Source organism: Methylobacterium sp. Leaf104 (assembly GCF_001422885.1).
GTDB lineage: Bacteria > Pseudomonadota > Alphaproteobacteria > Rhizobiales > Beijerinckiaceae > Methylobacterium.
In genome coordinates this window covers 464,628-480,870 of record NZ_LMMZ01000023.1, presented here as the reverse complement: position 1 = coordinate 480,870, position 16,243 = coordinate 464,628, and the positions used below count along the sequence as shown (strand labels likewise).

Annotated in this window: 13 protein-coding genes; 3 read left to right on the top strand and 10 right to left on the bottom strand. The window is 71.3% G+C overall.

Annotation, left to right across the window (positions count from 1 at the left end; genetic code table 11):
• Nucleotides 1-12 precede the first annotated feature (12 nt).
• Entirely contained in the window at nt 13-510 is a 498-nt protein-coding gene (locus ASF49_RS14735; RefSeq protein ID WP_056474058.1) for an outer membrane protein assembly factor BamE, read from the top strand.
• 151 nt (nt 511-661) lie between these two features.
• Nucleotides 662-3,115 (top strand): PAS domain-containing protein, encoded by a 2,454-nt coding sequence (locus ASF49_RS14730; protein ID WP_056474056.1) that lies wholly within the window; start codon nt 662-664, stop codon nt 3,113-3,115.
• 5 nt (nt 3,116-3,120) lie between these two features.
• Here the strand turns inward: ASF49_RS14730 and ASF49_RS23775 are convergent, their stop codons facing one another.
• The 6 genes from ASF49_RS23775 to ASF49_RS23770 form a co-directional block, all read right to left on the bottom strand.
• A complete protein-coding gene (locus ASF49_RS23775) occupies nt 3,121-3,285 on the bottom strand; it encodes a hypothetical protein (RefSeq protein WP_156653028.1) in 165 nt (54 codons plus the stop codon).
• A 95-nt stretch (nt 3,286-3,380) separates the two neighbouring features.
• Nucleotides 3,381-4,100, bottom strand: a complete 720-nt coding sequence (locus tag ASF49_RS14725) for an HAD-IA family hydrolase (protein WP_082511297.1) — start codon at nt 4,098-4,100, stop codon at nt 3,381-3,383.
• On the bottom strand, nt 4,097-5,995 hold the full coding sequence (locus tag ASF49_RS14720; RefSeq protein ID WP_056474053.1) for a PAS domain S-box protein: 1,899 nt from the start codon (nt 5,993-5,995) through the stop codon (nt 4,097-4,099). Before ASF49_RS14720 ends, ASF49_RS14725 begins: the two co-directional genes overlap by 4 nt.
• A gap of 175 nt (nt 5,996-6,170) precedes the next feature.
• Nucleotides 6,171-7,262, bottom strand: coding sequence for an alkene reductase (locus ASF49_RS14715; RefSeq protein ID WP_056474049.1), 1,092 nt, complete (start codon nt 7,260-7,262; stop codon nt 6,171-6,173).
• A 486-nt stretch (nt 7,263-7,748) separates the two neighbouring features.
• Nucleotides 7,749-8,108, bottom strand: a complete 360-nt coding sequence (locus tag ASF49_RS14710; RefSeq protein ID WP_156653027.1) for a hypothetical protein — start codon at nt 8,106-8,108, stop codon at nt 7,749-7,751.
• Between the two features lie 291 nt (nt 8,109-8,399).
• The gene (locus ASF49_RS23770; protein ID WP_156653026.1) at nt 8,400-8,654 is read right to left on the bottom strand and encodes a hypothetical protein; all 255 of its coding nucleotides are present in this window, start codon (nt 8,652-8,654) and stop codon (nt 8,400-8,402) included.
• A gap of 364 nt (nt 8,655-9,018) precedes the next feature.
• On the opposite strand from ASF49_RS23770, the gene ASF49_RS14705 reads away from it, so the two are divergent.
• Complete coding sequence (locus ASF49_RS14705; RefSeq protein ID WP_056474043.1) at nt 9,019-9,402, top strand: VOC family protein; 384 nt, start codon at nt 9,019-9,021, stop codon at nt 9,400-9,402.
• Between the two features lie 46 nt (nt 9,403-9,448).
• Here ASF49_RS14705 and ASF49_RS14700 read toward each other — a convergent pair whose 3' ends face one another.
• The 4 genes from ASF49_RS14700 to ASF49_RS14685 form a co-directional block, all read right to left on the bottom strand.
• Complete coding sequence (locus ASF49_RS14700) at nt 9,449-11,836, bottom strand: TonB-dependent siderophore receptor (RefSeq protein WP_082511295.1); 2,388 nt, start codon at nt 11,834-11,836, stop codon at nt 9,449-9,451.
• Nucleotides 11,837-12,089: 253 nt separating this feature from the next.
• Nucleotides 12,090-14,087, bottom strand: coding sequence for a Fe(3+)-hydroxamate ABC transporter permease FhuB (gene fhuB, locus ASF49_RS14695; RefSeq protein ID WP_056474041.1), 1,998 nt, complete (start codon nt 14,085-14,087; stop codon nt 12,090-12,092).
• A complete protein-coding gene (locus ASF49_RS14690; RefSeq protein ID WP_056474451.1) occupies nt 14,080-14,973 on the bottom strand; it encodes an ABC transporter substrate-binding protein in 894 nt (297 codons plus the stop codon). The genes fhuB and ASF49_RS14690 overlap by 8 nt, the downstream gene beginning before the upstream one ends.
• Nucleotides 14,963-16,243 (bottom strand): MFS transporter, encoded by a 1,281-nt coding sequence (locus tag ASF49_RS14685; protein WP_056474038.1) that lies wholly within the window; start codon nt 16,241-16,243, stop codon nt 14,963-14,965. Before ASF49_RS14685 ends, ASF49_RS14690 begins: the two co-directional genes overlap by 11 nt.

Below are 16,243 nucleotides of genomic sequence, written 5' to 3'. Positions count from 1 at the left end.
CAAGGGTGGCCGATGTCGCGCCGTCTCGTCTCGTCGCTCGCTCGCCTCGCCGTCCTCGGCGTGATCGGAGCTGGTGTGTCCGGCTGCATCGGCGAGGACATCCGCCATGGCTACCAGATCGACCAGGCGGCCCTCGCCACCGTGAAGCCCGGCATGAGCGCCGAGCAGGTGCTGCAGGTCCTCGGCACGCCGTCCACCGTCTCCACCGTCGGCAACAAGTCTTGGTACTACATCAGCCAGAACACGCGCCGGACGGTCCTGTTCCTCGGAGAGCGGGTCGAAGACCAGAAGGTCACCGCCGTCTATTTCAACCAGGCCTTCAAGGTGGAGCGCGTGGCGCTCTACGGGCTGCAGGACGGCAAGGTGTTCGACTTCATCGAGCGGACCACGCCGACCAGCGGCGCCGACCGCGCCTTCCTCAGCCAGCTCTTCCGTGGCCTGACCAAATACGAGCCGTTCGGCAGCGGATCCGGCGCGAGTGTGGTTCCGGGCGCCAACCGCGGACTGTAACCGTCGCGGCCCGCTGCCGGAGGCGGACGGGCGCGGCCGATCGCCCCGGCCACCGGCGGAGGATGCCCCCGAGCGCCAACGCGGAAGATTCGCCGCGCGCTCCCTGAACGGCGCGCCAGGGGTCGCTCCCAGGCGGGCAGAGGACCCGAGGATGCCGTTTCGCGAAGCCTTTCTCGTCGAGGGTGGCGAGACCGGAGCGCTCCTGCGCCGACACGACTGGTCGGGAACCTCGCTCGGCGCCCCGGCCGGCTGGCCGCAGGCCCTCAAGACCCTGGTCGGCGTGATGCTCGGTTCACAGCAGCCGATGCTCATCGTCTGGGGACCGGACTACATCACCCTCTACAACGACGGCTACGCCGCCATGTGCGGCTCCCGGCACCCGGCCGCCCTCGGCGGCTCGTTCCGTGACCTCTGGCACGACATCTGGGCGCAGGTGGAGCCGATCCTCTCCCGTGCCTATGCGGGCGAGGCCACGCACATGGACGGCATCGCGTTCGTCATGCACCGCAACGGCTACCCGGAGGAGACCTATTTCTCGTTCGGCTACACGCCGGTGCGCGACGAGGCCGGTCAGGTCGCCGGCATGTTCTGCGCCTGCGCCGAGACAACGGGCCGGGTGCAGGCGGAGCGCCGGGCCAAGGCCGAGCGCGAGCGCCTCGAGCAGCTCTTCGCACAGGCGCCGAGCTTCATGGCCGTCCTGCGCGGGCCCGAGCATCGCTTCGAACTCGCCAACCCGGCCTACCGGCGCCTCGTCGGCGACCGGCCGGTCCTGGGCCGGACCGTCGCGGAGGCCCTGCCCGACGCCGTGGCCCAGGGCTATCTCGGCCTCCTCGACACCGTCTACCGCACCGGGGAGGCGTTCACCGCGACCGCCTCGAAGCTCACCCTGAAGGCCGCGGCGGAGGGGCCGGAGGTCGAGCTCTACCTCGACTTCGTCTATCAGCCGATCTTCGACGACGACGGCACCGTCACGGGCATCTTCGTCGAGGGCGTCGACGTCACCGACCGGGCGTTGGCCGAGATCGCGCTGCGCCGGAACGAGGCGGAGCTGCGCTTCCTCAACGCCGACCTCGAGCGCCAGGTCGTCCTGCGCTCCAACGAGCGCGGTCTGACCTGGCTGGTCAGCCCCGACCTCCTCGGCGTGTTCCACCCGGACGGCTACTTCGAGCGCCTGAACCCCGCCTGGGAGGTGGTGCTCGGCTGGTCCGAATCGGAGATCGCCGGGCGCCCCGTGGTCGACCTGATCCACCCGGACGACGTCGAGCGCACCCAGGCGGCGATCCGCACGCTCGCGGGCAGCACGCCGGTCTTCCGCTTCGAGAACCGCTACCGCACCCGGGACGGCGGCTACCGCTGGCTGTCCTGGACCGCGGTGCCGGAGGGCGGGCGCTCCTATTGCAGCGGCCGCGACATCACCGAGGACAAGGCGCGGGAGGCCGCCCTGGCCCAGGCCCAGGAGGCCCTGCGCCAGGCCCAGAAGATGGAGGCGGTGGGCCAGCTCACCGGCGGCGTCGCCCACGACTTCAACAACCTGTTGACCGTCATCAAGTCCTCGACCGACCTCCTGAAGCGTCCGGGACTCGCCGAGGATCGCCGCCGCCGCTACGTCGACGCCATCTCCGACACGGTGGCGCGGGCCGCCAAGCTCACCGGCCAGCTCCTCGCCTTCGCCCGGCGCCAAGCCCTCAAGCCCGAGACCTTCAACGTCGGCACCGGCGTCGCCGCGATCAGCGAGATGGTCGGAACCCTGACCGGCGCCCGCATCGCGATCGTGGTCGAGGTGCCCGAGGCGCCCTGCTACGTGCATGCCGACCCGAGCCAGTTCGACACCGCACTGGTGAACATGGCGGTCAACGCCCGCGACGCCATGGACGGTCAGGGCCGGCTGACGATCCGCGTCGCTACCGTCGAGGGCATCCCACCCCTCGACATCCGCCAGGGCGCCTTCGTGGCCGTGTCGCTGACCGATACCGGGGCCGGCATCGCCGCGGGCGACCTCCACCGGATCTTCGAGCCGTTCTACACCACCAAGGGGGTGGGCCAGGGCACCGGCCTCGGCCTCAGCCAGGTCTTCGGCTTCGCCAAGCAATCGGGCGGCGAGGTCGTCGTCGAGAGCGCGCCGGGCCGCGGCTCGACCTTCACCCTGTTCCTGCCGCAGGTCGCGGCCGTGCCGGAGGCCGCCGGGCTCCCCGAGGAGGCCGAGCCTCTGACGGAGGGACACGGCACCTGCGTGCTCGTGGTCGAGGACAATCCGGAGGTCGGCCGCTTCGCGACGCAGACCCTGGCCGAACTCGGCTACCACACGGTCTGGGCGACCTCCGCCGCCGACGCCCTGCGCCAGCTCGAGAAGATCCCCTTCCGCTTCGAGGTGGTGTTCTCCGACATCGTCATGCCGGGCATGAACGGGATCGAGCTCGCCAAGGAGATCGCCCGGCGCCGTCCCGACCTGCCGGTGGTGCTGGCCAGCGGCTACAGCCACGTCCTGGCCGAGGAGGGGGCTCACGGCTTCGAGCTGCTGCACAAGCCCTATTCGGTGGAGCAGCTCTCGCGGGTCCTCAGGGAGGCCGTGGCGCGCAGCCGGCGCGGGCGTCGCGCCCGGACCTGATGGGCTCAGCCCACGCCCGGCTCGCCGGCCTCGAGGCGCGCGATCAGGCCGGCGAACAGGTCGGAGACGTCCGCCTCCGGTTCCGGGGCATAGGTGGCCTGCAGGCCGCCGGCCAGGCAGGCCACGAGAAAATGCGACCGCGCCCCACGCGCCTGGGATCGGCGGACCACCTGGTCCCGGCTCGCGGCTGGTTCCGTTCCGACCGGCTGCGATCGACGTGTCGTGTCCATCTCCGAGCGTCCCGTGCGCCGCAGGTGCCGGCCTATCACAGGTTAATCAGGCGCCCGATGGACGCGGGATGCAACCGGTCCGAAACCTCCGCCGGGCGGTTTCCGGGCGCCTGTGGCGGCGTCGACACGACGCATCGCCGGATCGCGGCCAGTTCGGAGAAGACGTGCGCGGGCGCCCGGGCCGCCAGGGCCTCGGCGCGGCTATAGCCCCAGGCCACCGCCCCGAAGGCGCAGCCGGCCTCGGTCGCGGCCTGGTGGTCGCGGATCTCGTCGCCGACGTAGAGCACCTCGGACGGGACCATCCCGGCGTCGCGGATCAGGGCGCGCAGGCGTCGCGCCTTGCCGAACAGCGCGGCGCCGCAGGCGTAGTGGGTGAAGCGCCCGGCCGCCGGTCCCAGTTTCCGCCGGATCGTCGCTTCCCGGTTCGAGCTCGCGATGCCGAGGCGAAGACCCGCCCCATCGAGCTCGGCCAGCAGGTCCGGGACCCCGGGGAACAGCGGGATCGCCGCGATGTCGCGCGCGGCGAGCCGGTGCATGTGCCGGGTGATCAGCGGAAGCTTCCAGGCCGGGATGCCGAGGTGCCGGACGATCGCCCGCGCATCCATGCTCCGCAGGGTCTCGGTCTCGTGCTCGGCGATGCGGGCGAAGCCGTAGCGGTCGGCCACGCCGTTGATGATTCCGGCGAACCAAGGGAAGCTGTCGGCCAGGGTTCCGTCGAAATCGAAGACGACGAGGCGATACGGACGCGGGCTCACGAACCGAGATTGTCCACCGGCACGACGAGGCGCATGACGAGGCCGCCCGGGGCCCAATCCTGCTCCAGGGTGCCGTCGAGCTGCCCGACGACGCTGCGCTGGGCCAGGACCGTGCCGAAGCCCTGCCGGGTGGGCGGTCCGGTCACGGTCGGGCCGCCGCTCTCCGCCCAGGTCAGGATGTAGGATGGCCCGTCGCGGAGGCCGGTGAGGCGGACGCTGCCGGCCTCGGTCGACAGGCCGCCATACTTCATCGCGTTCGTGGCCTGCTCGTGCATGATGAGGGCGAGCGCGGTTGCGGCGCGCTCTCCCACGGCGACGTCGTCGCCGTCGACGACGATCCGCGCGCGGCCGTCCTGCACGTAGGCCGCCATGATCAGGCGCATCAGGCCGAACAGGGTCTGGCCCTTCACCGCGGGGGCGCTGGCGGGCGAGTGCGGCCGGACGTATTCGTGGGCCTGCGCCAGGGCGCCGAGGCGCTCGCGGAAGGCCGAGACGAAGGGGCGCGCGGCCGGATCGGTGCGGGCCGAGAGGCCGGCGATGCCGCCGACCACCGCGAAGATGTTCTTGATCCGGTGCGAGAGCTCCTTGATCAGCAGATCCTGCGCCTCTTCCGCCCGTTTGCGCTCGCGCAGGTCGCGGGTGACGGTGGCGTAGCCGACGAAGCGGCCCTCGTCGTCGCGGACCGGGAAGATGTTGTAGAGGACCGCGATCCCGTCCCCCGTGCCGAAGTGCCGGAAGGCGAGCTCGCCCTCCCACCAGCCCTGCCGCTCGACGGCGGGCAGGACCGTCCCGGTGACGAGCGCCTGACTTTCGGGCATGAAGTAGTCGAGGATCTGGGTTCCGGCCACGGCGGTGACGTCCGGCAGCCCGACGAGGCGCCGTCCGGCCTCGTTGATGTGCTGGACCAATCCCTCGCGGTCGGCCATGCCGATGAAGTCCTGCGACTGCTCGACGATGGCGGCGAGCTTGCGTGCCTCAGCCTCCGCCCGCTTCAGGTCCTCGATGTCGGTGCAGGTGCCGAACCAGCGCTCGATGCGCCCATCGGCATCCGAGAGCGGCATCGCCCGGCCGAGGGTCCAGCGATAGGCCCCGGAATGGTGGCGCAGGCGGTACTCGACCTCGTAGGGCTCGCCGGTGGCCAGGCTGTGGCGCCAGCGCGTCCAGGCCCGCTCCTGGTCGTCGGGATGGAACATCCCGTTCCAGGCCTCGCCGTCGGTCGAGCCGGGCGGCATGCCGGTGAATTCGTACCAGCGGTCGTTGTAGAAGTCGTGGTAGCCGTCGGGCTGCGTCGTCCAGACCATCTGCGGCATGGCGCCGGTCATCACCCGGAAGCGGCGCTCGCTCGCCTCGAGTTCCGCCTCGCGGGCCTCGACCTCGCCGCGCGTCCGGTTCAGCTCGATCAGCGTCGCGGCCTGCCGTGCCAGGGCCTCCAGCATCTCGGCCTGGACCGGGGTGATCCCATCGGGCCGCGGGACCCGGTCGAGGACGCACAGGGTGCCGAGGGGATAGCCCGCGCGCGAGCGGATGATCGCGCCGGCATAGAACCGGAGCTGGCGCTCCCCGGTGACGAGGGGGTTGTCGCGGGTGCGCGGGTCGCGGGTCAGGTCCGGGATGACGAGGAGCGTCCCGGCCGCGATGGCGTGCGAGCAGATGGACATTTGCCGGGACGTCTCGGGCAGTTCGAGCCCGACCCGGCCCTTGAACCATTGCCGGTCCGCCTCGACGAGGCTCACCAGCGCGATGGGCGCGTCGCAGAGCAGCGCCGCGATGCGGGTCAGGTCGTCGTAGACGGCTTCCCGCCCGGACGCGGCCAGATCGAGGCTGGCGAGCTCCGCCAGCCGATCGGACTCGGTCCATCCGGTCGGTGCGACTGAGCAGGCGTCGGTCGAAGGCAAAAGCGGCTATCCTCGTCGATCGCAACACATAGGGTGTCTCTGGTCCGAGCGATAGCGCCGACCTCTACCGAGGCGATCCGCACAAATTGGCGCAGGGTGCGTCCGTCCTCCGTCGACGGGCCGTCTCCTTCCGAGAACGAAACAGGAGACGGCCGCAATCCCATCGGATCGCCGATCAGGCGGCCTTCGCCGCATCCAGCGTCGGATAATCGACGTAGCCTTCCGGACCCTGGCTGTACCAGGTCTTCGCCACGTCCTTGTTCAGGGCCGCTCCCGTGAACAGCCGCTCGGGCAGATCGGGGTTGGCGATGAACGGGCGCCCGAAGGCGACGGCGTCGGCACGGCCCTCGTCGAGGGCCGCCTGCGCGCGGGGGCCGTCGTAATCCGAGTTCAGGATCAGGGGGCCGTCGAAGGCCGCCTTCATGGTCGGGGCGACCGGCGGATGGTTGGCCGTGCCAAAGGTGCCGTTCGGTCCCGGCTCGCGCAGCTCGAGGAACGCGATGCCGATCTTCGACAGGGCGGCCGCGGCGGCCCCGAACAGGGCGTCGGGGTTCGAATCGTCCACGCCCTGGATCGCCCCGTTGGGCGACAGGCGCACGCCGGTGCGGTCCTTGCCCACGGCATCGGCCACCGTCCGCGTCACCTCGGTGAGGAGGCGGATGCGGTTCTCGATGGAGCCGCCATAGGCGTCGGTCCGGAAGTTCGCGCCGTCGCGCAGGAACTGGTCGATGAGGTAGCCGTTCGCGGCGTGGATCTGCACGCCGTCGAACCCGGCCCGGATGGCGTTGCGGGCGGCGCGGTCATAATCGGCCAGGAGGCGGGGGATCTCGTCGGCGGGCAGCGCCCGGGCCTCGGCGTAGGGCTTCTTCCCCTCGTAGGTGTGGGCGGCGTCCGGGGCCGTGGTGGCCGAGGCCGAGATCGGCTTTTCGCCGCCGAGGAAGTCCGGGTGCACGATGCGCCCCATGTGCCAGAGCTGGCAGACGATCCTGCCGCCGGCCTCGTGCACGGCCCGGACCACCGGCTTCCAGGCCTCGACCTGCTCGTCGGACCAGATGCCCGGCGCGAAGGGCCAGCCCAGGCCTTCCTGTGAGATGCCGGTCGCCTCGGTGAGGATCAGGCCCGCGCCGGCGCGCTGGCGGTAATACTCCACCATGAGGGGGGTCGGGACGTGCTCGCGGGTGGCGCGGCCGCGGGTCAGCGGCGCCATGAAGACGCGGTTCTTGGCGTCGATCGCGCCGATGCGGATCGGGTCGGACAGGGCAGTCATGGGGACGCTCACGTTGTTTCAAGGACAAGCGGCAGGGACGAACGGACGGCGCACGGCCTGCGCCGCGCCCGTCGGTGACCTCATGTGGTTGCCGCGCCGGGCGAGGCCAGACAGGCAGGCCGCGACCGGTCGCAAGCCTGTGCGGGCGCGCACGCGCCGTCCCGTGCGCCTGGAACCCCGGGACGGCGCGTGCGCGCCGCCCGGTCCGGAAGACCCTCCGGCTCTGCGGGGCACCGCCGGTTGTCGATGACGGTCGGCCCCTGCGCCCCGAATGCCTGGCCGTCGGGGGGACCCGTCGCGAGACGGTCGGGCCTCGGAGATCGAGCGCGGGGCCCTCGTCGACCGGTCAAGCCCCGGCGTCGGGGGCTTGCTCGCCCTGGCCTTCAGGATCTCGCCGGTCACGGGATGCGGACGCGGCATCCGGACGGAGAGGCACGTGGCCCGGGGAGGTCACGTCGCCGGTGCAGGCGGTGCGGGCGTCCCGGCTCAGTCGGCCGGAGCCTGAGCCGGATCGTCGACGATGTGCTCCTCCGTGAGGGCGGTGGCTTCCATGGGTCTGATGGGTCGTCTCGCCGCCTGGGCGGAGAGCGCGCAGCCCTGACAGATCGAGCTCATCGCGCGATGGGCCTTCTGCCCGATGCGGTGTTCGAAGGCGTTCATCAGGGCCGCGGCCTTGGCGTTCGCTTCCTGCAACGCGGCCCTGGTCTGGGGCACGGCCGGGCGGCCCTGGTCGCCCTCGACCGCAAGCGGCGGCAATCGGACGAAGAGCGGTTTCAGCCACGGCTCGGAGGCCGACGGCACGGCCGATGCCAGAAGCATCACCAGGCACAGGGCTGTTCGGACCAAGGTATCAATCCCCAACGCAGCGCCGCAGTCTCAGGGATCTTCCTTTCGTGGGGCTTGTGGACCTTGGGGCTTGTGGACCTTGGGGCTTGTGGACCTCCCCTGCCCCATCGCCGCAGAGAGTCGCGATCCGTACCGCACGGCCGCGCTCTCCCTCCGGATAGGCCCCGGCCATCGCCATCGCCATGGCGGTGCCGATTGCCGGGGCGCCGGATTCGTCGAGGCGAACGGTGCCGGCCTCCCGCACAGGCGCTCGGCGGCGCGGCGCCTCGCCATCCTCCCGGCGATGCAGGTTCAGCCGCCTCCGGTCGGTTCTGGCTGCGGCTCCATCCTCACACAGGCGAAAACTTCGCCGTCTTTCCAGATGACTTCGGCCACGGGCGGCGCGTCACCGGCGATGCGGGCCACGATCCGCGACGACAGCAGCCAGATGTTGGCCTCGGCGACTGCATCGGCATCCGACTCAGCCCGCAACTTTCGCGAGGATGATGTGCCGAGCGCAACCGTGACATCCTCTCGGCTGTAAAGATGATGGGCAGTGTAAGGCATTATTCCTCCGGCGAGAGAGTGAATGAGCCGAAGATAGTAGAAATAACGCAAGCAACAAGATCAATTTTTGGTATGTAGTATTCGGAATACCAGGAAGTGGAGTTTTGGTTGTTCTTGCTCCGACGCTCTCTCGGTCAAGATCGGGCCGCCCGCGTCGGCTCTCGCTGCATAGGGCCGGTGCTCCACGCCCTGCATGGTCCGGATCGGACGCTGGCCATTCCGCCGCCTGCTCCACGCATGGTTCGGCAGGGCGGATCGTTCAGCTTCCCGGACTGTCATGCTGGGCGACCGAACAGGGTCGTGGTTGCAGCGATGGCCTCGGTCGCGGTAGCCCTGCGGCCCAACGAGCGAGGGAGGCGACGACGTGTTCAGCCATATGGTGATCGGCAGCAACGACCTGGCCAGGTCGAAGACGTTCTACGACGCGCTGTTCGCAGCCGTCGGCGGCGAGCCCGGCACGACGGATGCCCTGGGACGTCTGGTCTACGCGCATCGCGGCAGCCGGTTCGTCATCACCAGGCCGATCAACGGGGAAGCCGCGACCGCTGCCAACGGAGGGACCATCGGGTTCGCGATGGACGGCCCGGACCAGGCCAGCGCCTGGCACGAAGCGGGTGTCACCCACGGGGGCACCTCCGTGGAAAACCCGCCGGGCGAGCGCCGGACGCCGATGGGCCGGATCTATCTCGCCTACCTGCGCGACCCGGACGGCAACAAGCTCTGCGCACGCTACAAGTTCGCGGACTGACGCCGAGGCCGGCCCGACCGGCCGGCCCTCGACGATCGAAGGCGGGTCACCACCGATAGCTGACGGTTCCGGTGACGCGGCGGCCTTCGCCGTAGTTGCAGCCCACGAAGCCGATCTGCTGCGAGCAGGTGCCGACGAAGACGCGGTCGAGCAGGTTGTTGGCCGCCACCTGGAAGCGCCAGTTCTCGTACTGGTAGCGAATCGCGGCATCGACCAGGAAGTAATCCGGCACCCGGATGGTGTTCTGAGGGTCGCCGAAGCTGGCGCCGACGTAGCGGAAGCCGGCGCCGAGGCCGAGGCCGCGGAAGGGTCCGTCCTGCACCGTGTAGTCGGCCCAGGTGGCGGCGGTGAAGTTCGGCACCTGGATCGGGCGCCGCCCGACCGCGCTCAGGGCGCCGGCAGGGGGTTCGTCCTTGGTCACCTCGGCGCTCAGGACGGTCGCCGAGGAGATCAGCTTGAACCCATTGAGCAGATCCACGGTGGCCTCGGTCTCGAAGCCCTTCACCGAGATCTCACCGACCTGGTAGAACGCCTGCTGCAGCGGATCGGTGGGGTCGAAGGTCAGCGCGTTGGTCTTCTTGGTGTCGAACACCGAGAACAGGATCGAGCTCGCGGCACCCGGCGGCTGGAACTTCACGCCGGCCTCGATGGTCTCGCCGCGCTCGGGCTTGGGCGGGAGGATGTTGTACGAGGTCGGGATCGCGCCAAGGCCCGGAATGGTCTGGGTCGTGCTCTGCTGGACGTAGACCGGCAGCACGTTGAAGGAGCGCGCCGCCGAGACGTAGGGCGTCAGGCCGTTGTCGAAGAGATAGGACAGGCCGGCCCGGCCGCTGAAGGCCTGGGCATCCTGGTTCGCGCCGAAGACGGCGGGAATCGCGTTGGGAATTCCGAAGGCGTCGAGTTGCTGGCGCACGGCGTCGATCGGCGGGTTGGTGGCGGTCGTCTTCGTCGTCACCCAGTCGTAGCGGCCGTTGAGGCTGAGCACCCAGCGGTCGTCGAACTTGACCTGGTCCTGGGCGTAGAGGCCGACCTGCTCCTGGTCGATGCGCGCGAGCCGCGTCTGCGGCAGGGTGGCGACGCCCGTGCCGTAGACCGGGTTCAGGATGTCGAGGGGGCCGACCAGGGGACCGGCGCCGAGGAGCGCGGCGGACGGCCCGCCGAACTGATTGCTCTTGTTGTTGATCTTGCTGTAGTCGACGCCGACCAGCGCGGTGTTCTTGATGCGGCCGAACTGGGAATCGTGCTGGAGCTGCGTGTCGACGGTGAAGACGCCGTACTCCTCCAGCCAGGTCTGCGCCGAGCGCCCCAGGATGTTGGGCGCCGCCGGGCTGCTGTCGGTAGCATAGACGGCGTTGTAGTCCGTCGAGGCATGGGCGTAGCGCAGGTTCTGGCGCACGGTCCAGGAATCGTCGAACCGGTGCGAGAACTGGTATCCGCCCTCGAAGTGCTCGGCGAGGAAGCGCGAGAAGTTCGGCTCTCCGAGAAAGCGGCTGCGCAGCCGCGCTCGATAGGGATTGCTGCCGTTGGTGTAGTCGCGCGGAATGGCCCGGAAGGTGTCGCCCGTGCGGTCCTTCTGATAGTTGCCGAGCAGCGTCAGGCTCGTATCGGCCGACGGCGCGAAGGTGACCGCGGGGGCGATGTAGATCCGGTCCAGCGGCGCATCGTCCACCTGCGTGCCGCCTTCGCGCAGCAGGCCGGTCACGCGGTAGAGGATCGTCTTCTCGGGGTTGACCGGGCCGCTCAGGTCGAAGCCGAACTGCTTGCGGTTGAAGCTGCCATACCCGCCGAAGATCTCGCGATAGGGAACCGCGAGGGGCTTCTTGGTGATGAAGTTGACGAGGCCGCCCGGATCATTGAGCCCGAACAGGCCCGAGCTCGGTCCGCGCAGCACGTCGATGCGCTCGACGCCGTAGGGCTCGATTGGAAAGCCCGAGAAGCTGGTCTGCGGCAGGCGCAGGCCGTCCTTGTAGATGCCGCGCTGGGTCTGGTCGAAGCCCCGGATGATGAGCTGGTCGAATCGCCCGTCCTGTCCCTGCGGCGAGGTGACCACGCCGGCGCTGTAGCCCAGGGCGTCGGCGAGGTTCTGGACGCCGCGGTCCTCGATCTGCTTCTGCGTCACCACCGAGACCGACTGGGGCACCTCGCGCAAGGGGGTGTCGGTCTTGGTGCCGGTGTTCGAATTCGGGACCACGTACGACGTGGCCGCCTTCAGCGCGCTCGCGGTGCCGGCCGGGATGCCGGTCCCCGAACCGGCCACCGACAGGGTTTCGAGCTGCACCGCCGCGGTGCCGCCCGCGCCCTGCGCCAGGGCCGTGGCGCACCCCAGGGCCGGCACCATCGCCGCCAGTGCGAGGGCGGAAACGCCCGCCGCGCCGATCCGGCGACCGGGACGCGCGGACCTGCAGGAAGCGGGAAGGAGGTCGACCTGGATCATGGGGAATGCTTTCCGATGCCGATCTTGACGTCATGCAGCAGACGGGATCAGCGAGATCCGTCAAAAGGGCACTTGCCGAATGCTCCCGACTGAATTCTGGAGTTATTCTAAGCAGGCGAACTTATCTTGCGACGACGAGGTGCGCATGCGGGAGGCTATTGATCAAGCTGACTGTGCGACCGTTTCACATATTTCAATATGGCGTTGTTGATTCAACACATCAACACTTTGGAATAAGTAAAAACTCGAAGACTTACCGTCGGGCCAGCAGCCACATCATGAAAGGCGCGCCCACCAGGGCCGCGACGAGGCCGGCCGGAAGCTGGTCGGGGAAGAACGCCATCCGGCCGACGAAATCCGCCGCCACCATGATCAGCGCGCCGGCGAGGGCGGAGCCCGCGAGATGGGGCGCGGCCCGCGCCAGGCCGGCGAGCCGCGCCACCTGCGGCGCCACGAGACCGACGAAGCTCAGGGGACCGGCGACGAGGGTTCCGGCCGCCGTGAGCAGGGCCGCCAGCGTCAGGATGGCGAGGCGGCTTCCCCCCAGACTCAGGCCGAGGGCCTGCCCGGTGGAGTCCCCCAGCGGCATCAGGTCGAGCCACCGCACCACCGGGGGCAGGCAGGCCGCCCCGATCCCGAGGAGCGCCAGGGCCGCGACGGCATCGTCGGGCGCCACCCGCGCGGTGGAACCCGCCGTCCAGGCCCGCAGCATCACCACCGCCGGATCGCCGCTGATCATCAGGATGGTGAGGAGCGCGCCGAAGCCCGTGGTCAGGGCGATGCCGGCGAGCAGCATCTGTTCCGGTGCGAGGGCGGCCCGCCGGCCGAGCGCCAGGATCGCCAGGAGGGAGACCACGGCGCCGGCGCCGCCCGCGCCGAGGAGCATCGCCCGGTCCGGCAGGGCGACGAGCAGGCTGACGACGATCAGTCCGAAGGCCGCTCCCGCGCTCACGCCGAGGACCTCCGGGCTCGCGAGGGGGTTGCCGGTGAGGCGCTGGACCAGGGCGCCGGCCAGTGCCAGGGTCGCGCCCGCGGCCAGCGAGGCGACGACGCGCGGCCAGCGCCAGGGCATCACCTCGGCGAAGCCATCGCCGAGGCTGACGACCCAGCCGCCCTCCTGCCGGCCGAGCACCAGGGCGCCGACGGACAGGAGCGCCAACAGCGCGCCCCAGGCGGCGATGCGGCGCCAGGGCCTCGGCGCGCGCGCCGTCGCCTCGGTGGCGTGGTGCAGACTTCCGACCCCGCGCAGGCGCGGCAGCAGCCAGAGCAGCAGCGGCACGCCGAGGAGCGCCGCGAAGGCGCCGGTCGGCAGCGAGACCAGGGGGCCGAGGGCCAGCACCACCGCATCGGTGAGCCAGAGCAGGGCGCCCCCCAGCAGCGGCGCGGCGATCAGGCGGTCGCGCAGGCGCCGGGTGCCGGTCAGCCGCACCAGGATCGGCGCGGCGAAGCCGACGAAGCCGATCACGCCGACGCCACTCACCACGAAGCCGGCGAGCGCCACCGCGATCACCAGGGCGCCGAGGCGGGCCGGCCCGAGGCCGAGCCCGAGGCTGCGCGCGTTGGTCTCGTCGAGGTCGAGGAGCGCGAGCGGCCGGACCATCAGGGCCACGAGCCCGGCGGCGACCGCGAGGCGCGGCGCGAGGTAGGCCGGGGCCGACCAGTCGTTCATGGCCAGCGACCCGGCACCCCAGACGAACAGCCCGAACAGGCGCTCCTGGTGCAGGATGACCAGGAGGGTCTGGATCGCCCCGCAGGCGAGCTCGACCACGAGCCCGGCGAGCAGCAGCCCGAGGGGCGCGAAGCCCCGGTTCCGGCCGAGGGCGAAGACCGCGAGCGCCGCGAGACCGGCTCCCGCGAGCGCCACCGCCTCGCGCCCATTCGCGAACAGGCTGGGGGCGAACAGCGAGGCGAGCGCCAGGGCGAGCTGCGCGCCGGCCGAGATCCCGAGGGTCGAGGGCGAGGCCAGGGGATTGCGCAGGACCTGCTGCAGCACGGTCCCGGACAGGGCGAGCGCCGCGCCGGCGAGCCAGGCGGTGGCGAGGCGGGGGGCGAGGCTCTCGTGCAGGATGACCTGGTGGATGTCGGTCCAGTCCGGGGTCCACAGGGCGGACAGGGCCCGCGCCAGGGGCAGGTCCGCCGTGAGGCTGCGCAGGGTGAGGAGCGCGGCCGCGAGGCACACGGCCCCGATGAGCAGCGCCGTGCCGGAGGGGCGGCGCGCGGGGGCGCCCGCGATGGCCCGCGCCTCAGCCACGCGGACAGGTCTCCCGTTGCCGGTCCGCCATCAGACCGGCGAAGCGCGCGATCGCCGGCAATCCGCCGTAGAACCAGACCGGCGGCAGCACGGTGACCCGGTGATCGCGGACCGCCGGGAGCGTCTGCCAAAGCCGGCTCGACGCCAGGGCGCGGGCGGCATCCGAGCGGATCGGGCCGATATGGACGATGCGGGCGTCGGGCGGACCTGCGGCGAGTTGCTCGATGCCGAGGGCGGCAAAGCCGTAGGCGTTGGTCGCCCCGGTCCAGGCATTGGCGAGGCCGAGCCGGTCGAGCACCGTCTGGAACAGGCTGTTGCGGCCGTAGACCACCACGTTGCGGTGATCGACGATCCAGACGAGGAAGACCGGTCGCCGGTCGCCGGGGCAGGCCTCCGCCGCGAGGGTTTCCAGCAGCGCCTCGGTGCGCGTCTCCAGGGCCTCGGCGGCGGACTCGCGCCCGATCAGCGCGGCGATGCGCCGGGTTTCGGCCCGGGCCTGGGCGTAGGGCGTGCCGGCCTGGGCGTAGATCGAGACCGCCTCGGTCGGCGCGATCCGGCGGAGGGAATCGCCCTGGCTGGCCACCTGGAGGGGGTTGCCCAGGATGAGGTCGGGCTTCAGCCGGGCCAGGACCTCGAGATTGGGCTCCACGACGAGGCCGAGATCGGTGACGCCCGGCGGCAGGGCGGGCGCCACGACGGTGCGGTTGTAGCCCTTCGGCTGGGTCACGCCGACGGGCACGACGCCGAGGCCGAGCAGCAGTTCCACCGCGCCCCAGTCGAGGGCGGCGACGCGTGGTCCCGGAGGTTCCCCCCGCGCCGGCAGCGACGCGGCGAGGAGGACGAGAATCCATCCGAGGACGATCCGGCGACGGGTTTCAGCGCGCATCGGCCGGAACCAGCCCGGCATGGCCGGTCTCGGGGCGCTTCTCGGGCGCGAGGCTCGCGCGCCGGAGGCTGGGGATGAGGGCCGCGAAACCGGCCGTCGCTGCGAGGCAGAGCCCTCCGCCCGTCACCAGGGCGAGGCGTGCGGAGGCGAGATGCGCGCTGGTGCCCATCTGCATGCCACCGAGCGCCGGGCCGAGGGTCTCCTCCAGCACCCAGAGGCCCGAGACCCGGCCGAGCATCGCGTCCGGCGTGGCGCGCTGGATCAGGGCGGCGCGCAGGATGCCGGCCAGGCTCGCGGCGGCCCCCAGGATGGCGAGGACGAGGAGGGCCGGGACGAGGCCGCCGACGAGGCCGAGGGCGAGGCAGGCTCCGGCCCAGACCGCCACGCAGGCGAGCAGCCAGCGTCCCGCCCAGGGGCTCGCCCCGGCACGGCCGGAGCCGAGGGCGCCGATCAGGGCGCCCAAAGCGGGCGCGGTGTAGAGGAGGCCGAGGCTGTCGGCGTCGCCGCGAAAGGCGCGGGCGGCGAGTTCGGGCAGGAGCACGTAGGGCACCGCGAAGACCAGGGCGACGAGGTCGATGAGCAGGAGATTGAGGACCAGGGGCGAGCGCAGCAGGAACCGGAGGCCGCCCGTCCGATCCGACGGCGCGTCGCCGCCGGGCTCGCCGCGCGCCGGCGGCAGGCGCGGCAGCCGAGCGAGCAGGATCGGCGTCAGGCCCGAGGCCAGCGCCACCAGTCCGTAGCAGGCGACCAGGCCCATCCGCGCTGTGATCGCCCCGGCGAGGAACGGCCCCGCGATGGCGCCGGCCTGAGCCGCCACGGCGGTGAGAGCGGCCGCCCCGGCGAGGTGCTCGCGCCCGACCAGGGCCGGGGTCGCGGCCATCAGGGCCGGCATGCCGAAGCCGAAGGTCGCCCCGCCCACCACGGCGGCCGCGAAGATCGGCAGGATTCCCGGCTCGGCCAGGGCCGCGTTGCCCATCAGGATCAGGATCGCGGCCAGGTGCGCGGTCCGGGACCACACCATCACGGTGCGCCGGTCGAAGCGGTCGGCGAGCCAGCCGCCGACCATCAGCGACAGGGCCATCGGCCCCGCCACGGCGGCGTTCAGCAGCGCCACCTGAAGGGACGAGTCCGTGAGCGCGTAGGTCTGCAGGCTGACGGCGACGCCGAGCACCCCGAAGGCCAGGAAGGAGGCGGCCCGCGCCGCGTAGAGCAGCCGGAAGCCCGGGCTCGCGCGCAGGGGCGCGACGTCGAGGAAGCCGAAGGCGGCCAT

What these genes read in the sequence shown, in the direction of transcription:
- ASF49_RS14735 (WP_056474058.1), top strand. Translation starts at nt 13, where the DNA reads ATGTCGCGCCGTCTCGTCTCGTCGCTCGCTCGCCTCGCCGTCCTCGGC.
- ASF49_RS14730 (WP_056474056.1), top strand. Translation starts at nt 662, where the DNA reads ATGCCGTTTCGCGAAGCCTTTCTCGTCGAGGGTGGCGAGACCGGAGCG.
- ASF49_RS14715 (WP_056474049.1), bottom strand. Translation starts at nt 7,262, where the DNA reads ATGACTGCCCTGTCCGACCCGATCCGCATCGGCGCGATCGACGCCAAG.
- ASF49_RS23770 (WP_156653026.1), bottom strand. Translation starts at nt 8,654, where the DNA reads ATGCCTTACACTGCCCATCATCTTTACAGCCGAGAGGATGTCACGGTT.
- ASF49_RS14700 (WP_082511295.1), bottom strand. Translation starts at nt 11,836, where the DNA reads ATGATCCAGGTCGACCTCCTTCCCGCTTCCTGCAGGTCCGCGCGTCCC.
- ASF49_RS14690 (WP_056474451.1), bottom strand. Translation starts at nt 14,973, where the DNA reads ATGCGCGCTGAAACCCGTCGCCGGATCGTCCTCGGATGGATTCTCGTC.
- ASF49_RS14685 (WP_056474038.1), bottom strand. Translation starts at nt 16,243, where the DNA reads ATGGCCGCCTTCGGCTTCCTCGACGTCGCGCCCCTGCGCGCGAGCCCG.